This window comes from Deltaproteobacteria bacterium (genome assembly GCA_020845775.1).
In the GTDB taxonomy this organism is placed as follows: Bacteria; Bdellovibrionota_C; UBA2361; order SZUA-149; family JADLFC01; genus JADLFC01.
This window is the reverse complement of record JADLFC010000074.1, coordinates 1-5,675: the sequence shown is the minus strand read 5'-3', so window position 1 is coordinate 5,675 and position 5,675 is coordinate 1. Positions and strand designations below refer to the sequence as shown.

Here is a 5,675-nt window from a genome sequence, read left to right as displayed (position 1 = left end):
GTATCACTCCAGGCGAATATAAAAAGATCAAAAATTTAAAGCGAGAAAATCTTCGCGATCACATGGATGACTTCGAATTGATTTTCACCATGCTTGGCGAACGAGCCACCACTGAAATTCACAGGACAGAAGATTCTAAATATGCTTGTAACGAATCTCCTGTTTGTAAATTAAACATGTTATGGATGATTGACGCTAAGTTAGAAAGGTGCAGCGTTTTGCCAACAAAAGCCTCGAGGTAGCTTTGCTTGATGCTCGAAATTCCCTTGTCTGCTGCATTTGAGGAGATTTCACTTGAGAGTGCTCCTTCGATTCCCGGATGTGCCGTAGTTGTTCCAACTGTTAGGGCAACGCGGTGGTCTAAGTTTGGCAGGCATGCCTATTACTTTCTTAATTTTCAGGAAAAGAAGGGATTGTGCGTAACAATTGGGCACATGTCGCTAATTTTGCCGGGAATAGCTCGATTCCGCCAAGCTGCTTATAAAAAACGTTGGTTTGCGCCGATTACGGGCTTCATGACGTTGCGCTATCACTACGGCTTTAACTTCCTCGAGCAAATTATGCTCATGACCGTGCCGCACTGCGTTACGGATTTAGGTCAGGGCCAATTTATGCTTAGCCTTTGGTCATATTTTGGCTCGGTGGTGATAGATTGTGCTAATCGAAGGGTGACTTATCGAATGCTTGAGCCAAGTGGCGAGAGTTATGTCCTTGGTTCGCGCCAGTGGTATGAACGCAGCAGTAATTCGCTAATCTACATGTGCTATTCGCTAAAGGATTCGCTGCGCAAGGCCCTGGATCCCCGAGCGAGCGTAAACAGCAAGATACTTAGGTTAAGCCTCGATAGCGGCACGACCACCGAGATATGGTCTGGCGAGTTCTCAGACTATATGCACGATCTACTGGTGAGTAAGGATGGAAGGTTTCTGGTGGTGTGTGAGCTGGGAAGATTTTCAGATGACCGCGGCGACTTAATCCCCTCAAAAGTGATGGTTATCGATCAGACCAGTGGCCGGCAATGGACCATGGCATCTATCCCCAATGCCGCCCACGCTCAGTTTGACCCTGAGGATCCGGCCATAATTTACCTCTCCAATCACAATTTCCGTTTCCTGCATACGCCGCTGTATCGCATTTTCGGGAAGGGCACTTATAACTTGGAGTTTTTGGGACCAGCATCTATTCACAAATATGCCCTTACTCCTGATGGGCCGGTGGAACGCGCACGCTACGCACCACCTGATCTCTTTAGACTCACCAATCACCACATATTTATGTGGCAGGGGCGAAAAGTTATTGCGGCCATGGGCGCACCTAACTTTATTTTCATAATCGATGCCGAAAGCATGGAGCTCATAAAGAAACTCGAAGTGCAAAATCCTGACCCCCACATTCCCGCCTACATCGGAACATTTGTGCCGGATAACACCGGGGAAAAGCTTTTTGTCCAGACGACGCGTTCCTTTCAGATTCTCGACATCCAAGGCGGAGCCGCAGAGTTTATGCATGGCTACGACGCCAACCACACGTGTTCAAACCATATGGCCGCGTGCGCAAATGTAACTTGGTAATAATTATTAGCTTCAATTACTAAAGCATATGGAAAGCGGTTCTCTTATTCTCGAAAACACAGACGCACACTACAGCGTTCTTCGCGACCGCAATGGAAATTGGCTCCAGTTTTGGTATGCCGTAAGGCCGCAGGAGGTTCTCCCCATTGCTGTACAGCTTAACAAAATAGCCGAAGTAGAGCGCGCATTGCGCGATAATTTCGGCATTAAGCCGCAGGACGTTGCACTTAGGCGCTTTTTTTCAAGTGATCTCATTTCGCACCTGCCTGCATATCAGGACTTCAAAATCACACAGCCCGATGACTTTTTTCTTTCCCTAATAGACCAAGCACCGGCACCATCTGCTAAAGCGGCCCTACTTGCCATGGCGCTACCGAACATTACGGAGCGGCACCGAGATGGCGAGGTGTTTTATTTTAGAACTAGTTCCGGAGTCACTCACATCTTCTTACAGGGCTTAGTAGATCCAAACGCCAATGACAACACCGATGCCGAGGAGCAAACTGCTGCGATATTTTCCCTTCTGGAGAAGAAACTTGAGCCCTTTGGAGCGACGACGGAGGCAAATGTGCTGCGAACCTGGATCTACGCGCCCAATGTCGATGCAGATTACCCTGGCATAGTGCGCGCCCGAAAAGCCCATTTTGACAAAATAAACCTGACGGAGAAGACCCATTACACTGCTAGTACCGGAATCCAAGGCAGCACTGGTAATAGGTTCGCGCGCGTTTCCATGGACGCTTATGCCGTTACGAGCTTGAACGGCCCGCGGGTTCGTTATCTAAGTGCTCCCGAGCACTTAGGACCAACCCATGTCTATGGGGTAACCTTTGAACGGGCTACGGCCATCGAGCTGGGTGAGACCGATTTCTTGTTTATTTCGGGCACCGCAAGCATCGATGTGCCAGGAAATGTGGTTCATCCAGGAGATGTAGTAGGACAGACAAAGCGCACCTTAGAAAACATTACTGGGCTTCTCACTGCTGGCGGTTTTGGCGTCGAAGATCTTTCCAGCTTAATCGTCTATCTGCGCGATCCGACGGACTTTGGCTTTGTAAAGCCCGTAATTGAAGCGTTGGTGGGGCCACTTCCCGTTATTTACGTAAAAGCAGCGGTCTGCCGCCCCGCATGGCTTATTGAAATCGAAGCAACCGCTGCTAAATTAATTGGTCTTACATGAAGTTTATTTCTGCTAGCATTTATTCTATGGCCCTGCCATTTAAGCGCAAATTTCAGCACAGTTTAAGTGCCCGCGCATTTTCGGATTCATTTGTCCTTAGCTTGACTACGGATACCGGTATTACGGGATATGGCGAAGGTGTAGCTAGGCCCTATGTGACTGGGGAAACTCCCGAGGAGAGCGTCAAATATATTGAGTCAACGCTTCTTCCTTTCATCTCGTCGCTTGACATACCGCACTACCCAAGCCGCGCCGATTGTTTAGGCGCGCTGCGTCAACTGAGCGAAGCACTTCCGGTCATTGGCAGAGACAGGATTATAGCCTGGAACGCCGCAAAATGCGCGGTAGAGCTTGCGGTAGTAGATTGCTTGCTTCGCGAGCACAATTTAAGTCTAGCTAACCTGCTTCCCCCTCAAAGAGCGGAGCTTAAATATTCCGTAGTTATTGGCGCCTTTGACGAAAGAGCGACGAGGCAAGCTGCCGAGTTTTGTCGCGATAGTGGCATTTCGCAAATAAAAATAAAAGTTGGGGTTGGCGACGATCTAGCTCGTGTTCGGCTAGTTCGCGAAATAGTTGGGAGCCATGTTTCTATCCGCATTGATGCTAATGGGGCTTTTGACTTCGAATCGGCGCTTAGCGTCATTGACGCTTTGGCTGATTTTGGCATAGCTGCCATTGAGCAGCCCCTGCCCCGAGGGGATGTGTTAGCCCTGGCCGCTTTAACTGCTCGGTCAGCAATACCCGTAATAGTAGACGAGTCGCTAATTGCGCTTGAGGATGCAAATGAACTTATTGCCCTGCGAGCCACAAGTATTTTTAACTTGCGCCTTTCAAAAAATGGCGGGATTTTTTCCACCCTTGCGCTGGCAGCTAAGGCAGATTCGGCCGGCCTGGGGATCCAGCTTGGCTGCCAAGTAGGCGAAACTGCGATCCTCTCTGCTGCAGGCCGACACGTTGCCGCGTGTTTGCCGCGCTTAGACTTTTTAGAGGGCTCTTACGGCGAGCTTCTTTTAGAGGCAGACCTATCGCTAGAGCCCGTAGCTTTTTCGCATGGAGGACGCGCCAAACTGTTGACCGGCAAAGGCTTGGGAATTGAGGTCTGCCCTAAGCGGCTAGAGAGATATGCGAGGGAGGTTCGTAGGATCGGTTTCTAAGATGGCTTCCTCAATCTCCAAATTTCTCCACGCCGTTGGTCCGCGTCTCCAAGCTCAATTCGATCGGGCTGCCGAGGATACCAGAGCCTCCCAACGCAATTTACTGTTAGGCCTACTTCATAGAAACCGGAACACAACATATGGACTTAAGTACCAGTTCGCTTCCATATCGAGCGAGTTAGAGTATCAGAAGCGCGTACCTATCGTCCAATATAGCGATATTGCGCCATTAGTAGAAGAAGTTAAAGCGGGGAAGACCGGAGTCCTTACCACTGAGCCGGCAAAGATGTTTGCCATAACAAGCGGCACTACCGCAGAGCCTAAGTATATTCCCATAACTCGCCGTGGGCACCGCCTTACTGAGCAGTTGACCCGCCTATGGCTCTATCGAGCCGTTGCCGATCACCCTGCAGCGGCATGGGAAAAATGGCTTTTCATTACCGGTGCGGCCTGCGAGGGGCATACCACCGGTGAAATACCCTTTGGCAACTTCTCGGGCATGATGCAAAGTGCACTTCCGGCTCGCTTTAGAAAACTACGGGCAGTGCCGGACGCAGTCTTGGATATTGCCGACTATAAATTGCGTATGTATCTAATTGCCCGTTTTGCCATTGCGAGCGAGGTGTCCTTAATCGTCTCGCCCAATCCGCTTACCCTGGCAAAACTATTGCAAACCATTACTAGCTCGGCGGACAGTATAATTAGTGCAGTTCATCACGGCTGGCTTACAGATAGCATTCGCAATGAAAACGAAGCCAAGGAGGCTGGCATTTCTCCGGAGATCTATCGCTTGCTCCAGCCAAATCCGCAGTTAGCGCGAGGCTTGAGGTCTATACTAGAAAAATCTGAGGAACTCGCGGCTGTCGACCTCTGGCCAAATTTGGCCCTCCTCGGCTGTTGGCTGGGTGGAAGCATAGGTTATCATGCGGCCGCTTTGGATCTTGGCTATAAGAAGATTCCTCGCAGGGATATTGGTTATCTTGCTAGTGAGGGATTTTTTACGCTGTCGTCCAACGATGACAGCCCAGCCGGTCCTTTGGCGTTAAATGGCACCTACTTTGAGTTTATCCCGCTGGAGGAAGAGGACAAGTCTGATCCTCATGTGCTGATGGTCGGAGAAGTTGAGCTGGGGCAAAGCTATAAATTGGTCATTACTAACGAGAACGGCCTTTATCGCTACTATCTTGACGACATCGTCAAGGTGGAGAGTCGCTATTTCCATGCACCGGTAGTAAGTTTTCTCCAAAAGGGTTCTAGCATGCTAAATATCAGTGGTGAGAAGCTTCACTTAAACCACTTGCTTTTTGCCATGGAGAAAGTCAGGCAATTGCTCGCTGTCGATATTAGGCAGTTTCGTGCCGCGCCGAACATTCAGAAATTGCGCTACGAGCTATTTCTTGATATTGGGACAGGCACTGTCAATGCCGACAGGCTTCGTGCTACACTAGATGCTGCCCTTAGTGAATGCAACTTGGAGTATAGGTCTCGGCGCAGGTCAGATCGCCTGGGTTTACCTTGCGTCCATTTTATGAGCGAGAAGTGGGAGGAGAATATGCGACACCACGATCTAAAAACGGGAAAGAGGGAGGCGCAGTACAAATGGCCGCATCTAGTAAGCGAGATTAGACCAGAGGATTGTACATATGTCATCCAAACTATCGAGTGAAAATGATGCTCGCGCAAAAGAGGTAAAAAATATGAGCTGTAGCACATGGTCGAATGCGTCTTGGCGTGACAAGACCGCAGTTCAACAGCCAAACTACCCCGACC

Annotated in this window: 4 protein-coding genes; all 4 read left to right on the top strand. The window is 49.6% G+C overall.

What is annotated here, in order from left to right; all coding sequences use genetic code 11:
* Nucleotides 1-251: 251 nt before the first annotated feature.
* The 4 genes from IT291_04780 to IT291_04765 are packed head-to-tail and all read left to right on the top strand — an operon-like array spanning nt 252 to nt 5,571.
* Entirely contained in the window at nt 252-1,571 is a 1,320-nt protein-coding gene (locus IT291_04780; protein ID MCC6220541.1) for a hypothetical protein, read from the top strand.
* A gap of 28 nt (nt 1,572-1,599) precedes the next feature.
* A complete protein-coding gene (locus tag IT291_04775; protein MCC6220540.1) occupies nt 1,600-2,751 on the top strand; it encodes a hypothetical protein in 1,152 nt (383 codons plus the stop codon).
* Nucleotides 2,748-3,905, top strand: coding sequence for an enolase (locus IT291_04770; protein MCC6220539.1), 1,158 nt, complete (start codon nt 2,748-2,750; stop codon nt 3,903-3,905). Before IT291_04775 ends, IT291_04770 begins: the two co-directional genes overlap by 4 nt.
* Nucleotides 3,874-5,571 carry a GH3 auxin-responsive promoter family protein gene (locus IT291_04765; GenBank protein MCC6220538.1) on the top strand — a complete coding sequence of 566 codons (1,698 nt, stop codon included), beginning with the start codon at nt 3,874-3,876 and terminating at the stop codon, nt 5,569-5,571. The genes IT291_04770 and IT291_04765 overlap by 32 nt, the downstream gene beginning before the upstream one ends.
* Nucleotides 5,572-5,675: the final 104 nt, after the last annotated feature.

Excerpts from the sequence above, each read along its gene's own strand:
- IT291_04780 (MCC6220541.1), top strand. The coding sequence starts at position 252 with ATGCTCGAAATTCCCTTGTCTGCTGCATTTGAGGAGATTTCACTTGAG.
- IT291_04775 (MCC6220540.1), top strand. The coding sequence starts at position 1,600 with ATGGAAAGCGGTTCTCTTATTCTCGAAAACACAGACGCACACTACAGC.
- IT291_04770 (MCC6220539.1), top strand. The coding sequence starts at position 2,748 with ATGAAGTTTATTTCTGCTAGCATTTATTCTATGGCCCTGCCATTTAAG.
- IT291_04765 (MCC6220538.1), top strand. The coding sequence starts at position 3,874 with ATGCGAGGGAGGTTCGTAGGATCGGTTTCTAAGATGGCTTCCTCAATC.